At 31.5% G+C, this 3,524-nt stretch carries 3 protein-coding genes; all 3 read right to left on the reverse strand.

What is annotated here, in order from left to right; all coding sequences use genetic code 11:
• Window positions 1-214: 214 nt before the first annotated feature.
• Window positions 215-934 (reverse strand): hypothetical protein, encoded by a 720-nt coding sequence (locus WA340_RS03720; RefSeq protein ID WP_336127327.1) that lies wholly within the window; start codon window positions 932-934, stop codon window positions 215-217.
• Between the two features lie 187 nt (window positions 935-1,121).
• A complete protein-coding gene (locus WA340_RS03725; RefSeq protein ID WP_336127328.1) occupies window positions 1,122-2,006 on the reverse strand; it encodes a hypothetical protein in 885 nt (294 codons plus the stop codon).
• 600 nt (window positions 2,007-2,606) lie between these two features.
• Entirely contained in the window at window positions 2,607-3,332 is a 726-nt protein-coding gene (locus WA340_RS03730) for a hypothetical protein (protein WP_336127329.1), read from the reverse strand.
• Between the last annotated feature and the right edge of the window lie 192 nt (window positions 3,333-3,524).

A 3,524-nucleotide genomic window follows, 5' to 3' on the forward strand; every position in this document is an offset into this window, starting at 1 on the left:
GTGCCTTACAATGGTGAACATAGAAGTACTCTAGCAATAAATAATTAATATTTTACTTGTTTATTGCCTCAGTTCTTTGTTAGCAACAGGCTTTTTATTGAAAACTAAATTCTGTAATTACCTCAAAATAATCACAATTAGAACATCCGATAGAAGTAGTAGTTAATTCTTTTTCGCCAGCTACAAATTCAGAACTATGTTAGCAACAGGCTTTTTATTGAAAACTAAATTCTGTAATTACCTCAAAATAATCACAATTAGAACATCCGATAGAAGTAGTAGTTAATTCTTTTTCGCCAGCTACAAATTCAGAACTATCAAAGTAGGTATCTCCAAATGAATTTATTTTTGTAACTAAATTATCATTACTGTCATAAAATTCCAATTGATATACAGCTGTATCATTTGCGTTACTTCCGTCATTAATCGGAATAATACTTCCAAGCGTATCAACATTCCAATCGGTTACACTTGGTGCTAATGAGCTAATATTTTGTCTTGGTGGTGAAGTATAAGTGTAAGATGTTCCGTTTAAAGTAAGTTTATTTATTCTAAAGTAAAGCGAACTATAGTTTTGCGGAATATCTTTAAGTGTTACTTTATTAAACCTTAGGATTGATGGTCTTGTTATTTCAATAGTTTGCTCCGTTTCTAAATCAAATTGACTTGATTTCAGTTTAATCGTATATTCTCCAATTCGGTTAGCATTAAAACTTAAATTTTGAGTTGTAAATGTTTCAGTTCCGCTGTTCGAAACAACTTCCCAAATATAACTTCCATTCGGATTAGTAGTAGTGTTTGTAACGTTTATCTCGGATGAAGCAATTCTACTTCCAGTTTCAATATTAAAAGATAAATTCGGTTGAAGTTCATCATCAGAGGAACAACTGTTAAGTGTAATGATAGCGATAGTAAATAATAATAATTTTTTCATTTTTTTTCTTATTGGTTTATTTTTGGGTTTCGTGTGTCAGCTTGTTGCTAACGGTCTCGTATAACCGTCAGTTACGGGTTTATATGTGTTAATATTCGGTTTGGCACTGACTTTAGCAATTCCGAGTGGATTCGGACGTAGTCGAATCCGCCGTAATTGCGGTTATACATTGTTAGCAAACGTTTTTTTAATATTCAATATCGAATTCAAAACTATTCGTTCCGTTAAAAATTTCGACTACATTGGTTGGATTGTTTTGACCATTGTAGGAATATTGATAATTTCTGTCCAAGTTTCCATTCTCTTGTATTGAAATGATATTGTTTCTTAAAAATGGAAAAAAGTAACCTTCGTAACCATCCCAAACAAATTCGCCAAATTCAAAATCATCGAAAGCATCTACAAATAGATGAAGGTAAATTGAACTTAATTGTCCGAAAAACGGATTTGGATTATTATCGTATTCATATTCAGATGTATGTGATAAATTATTACTACTGTCGAAAACATTGATTACGGTTATGTTTTGGTTATTGTCATACTCAATTGTAGCATAATTTTGGTCTCTTGTAATTTTCGTAATCAAACCGTTGTTTCGTTCCAACATAATAATTCCAGTATCGCCAGTACTTGAACTGGTGTTAATGGTAATCAAATTATTATTATAAGAGTATTCTTCGGTTCTGGTTATAGTTGGGTTAACAGTATTGCTCGGTTGATTAATTGTTTTAGTTGCATTCAACAGTCGATTGCTCGAATCGTAAGTAAAGGTTGTATTTGAACTAAAGCTGGAATTATTTGAAACAAAACTTCTCGAACTAACATTATTTGAATCGTAAACAAAATCAGTTTCAGAATCAATGTTCTCTGAAGTGTAAATATCAATTATTTGGTCTAATTGGTTGTTTTCATTGTATCGATATTCTAAATTTATATTGTTACTTGCATATTCTCTTTTTACCAAGTTATTATTATTCATAGGTTCGTTTCCGTCTGCGCTACTATCATCCGATGAGCAGGAAATTATTACTAAAAACAATAAAATTTTTGAAATCAATTTAATTTTTTTCATTGATGATTGGGTTAAATGTTTGCTAACGGTTTGGTATAGATTTAGTTGCGGCTTAAAATCCGCAGGATTTTCAGCATTAAGCAACTAAGATAGTAAATTGGTTTGAATTTCCGAAAGGAAATTCAACCGCAATTGAATATATACCTTGTTAGCTGTAGTATTGTGTTATTTTATGTGATTCAGCTGGCTAAATTGTACATAGAAAACTTATTTTTTTCCGCTTTATTTTTCCGCAATATTCTGTTTTACTGTTTCCGTTTTTTGAGTTTCATACCGTTTTGAGCGACAGAATTCGACCGTAATTTATTCAATTCCGTAAGAGTCAATTTTAGAGTTCAGTTCCGTTTTCCGTTTTAAAATTCAGATCCGTAACAGGCTAAAATTCTGTTTTCAATCTTTTAAGTTACGTTGCTAAAAATCAGCACGAATTGAGCGTTTTTGGTTGATGCAATATCACAGCTAACGGTCTTGTATAACCGTCAGTTACGGATTTAAAGATAGTATTTTTCGGTTAAGAACTGACGTTAGCAATTCCGAGTGGATTCGGACGTAGTCGAATCCGCCGTAATTGCGGTTATACATTGTTGGCAACTGGCTATTCTATTGAAAACTAAAATCAGCTATTATCTCGAAATAATCACAAGTAGAACAACCAATCGAAGTTGTAGTTAATTCTTCTTCTCCAGCTTTAAATTCTGAGCTATCAAAGTAAGTATCTCCAAATGAGCTAATTTTAGTTACTAAATTATCATTTTCGTCATAAAATTCTACTTGATAAACAGCAGAGTTATTAGCATTGCTTCCATCATTAATTTGAATTATATTTCCTGGAATATCAACATTCCAATCCGTTACATTTGGTACTAATGAACTTACATTTTGTCTTGGTGGTGATGTGTATGTGTAAGATGTACCATTTAATGTAATCTTATTTACTTTAAAATAAAGTGAACTATAATTTTGAGGAATATCCTTTAAAGTTAATTTATTAAAAAGTAGAGTAGAAGGTCTTGTCGTATTAATAGTTTGTTCGGTTTGTAAATCAAATTGGTTTGATTTTAATCTAATTGTATATTCTCCAATTCGGTTTGCGCTAAAAGTTAAATTTTGTGTAGTATAAGTTTCAGTTCCGAAACTTGAAATAACTTCCCAAATATAACCTCCGTTTTGATTTGTTGTTGTTGTATTTGTAACATTGATTTCGGAAGATGCAACTCTGCTGCCATTTTCTATATTAAATGATAAATTTGGTTGAAGTTCTCCATCATCTGACGAGCAACTGTTCAAAGTAATGATAGCAATGGTAAGCAATAATAATTTTTTCATTTTCATTTTTTAATGGTTTATATTCATTTTTGAGTTTCGTCAGCTTGTTGCCAACGGTCTCGTATAACCGTCAGTTACGGGATTAAAGTTAATAATTTTCGGTTATGCACTGACGTTAGCAATTCCGAGTGGATTCGGACGTAGTCGAATCCGCCGTAATTGCGGTTATACATCTTAAGTTAGCAATCTATT

The sequence above is a fragment of the Mesoflavibacter sp. CH_XMU1422-2 genome (genome assembly GCF_037029245.1).
GTDB lineage: Bacteria > Bacteroidota > Bacteroidia > Flavobacteriales > Flavobacteriaceae > Mesoflavibacter > Mesoflavibacter zeaxanthinifaciens.

Excerpts from the sequence above, each read along its gene's own strand:
- WA340_RS03720 (WP_336127327.1), bottom strand. The coding sequence starts at position 934 with ATGAAAAAATTATTATTATTTACTATCGCTATCATTACACTTAACAGT.
- WA340_RS03725 (WP_336127328.1), bottom strand. The coding sequence starts at position 2,006 with ATGAAAAAAATTAAATTGATTTCAAAAATTTTATTGTTTTTAGTAATA.
- WA340_RS03730 (WP_336127329.1), bottom strand. The coding sequence starts at position 3,332 with ATGAAAAAATTATTATTGCTTACCATTGCTATCATTACTTTGAACAGT.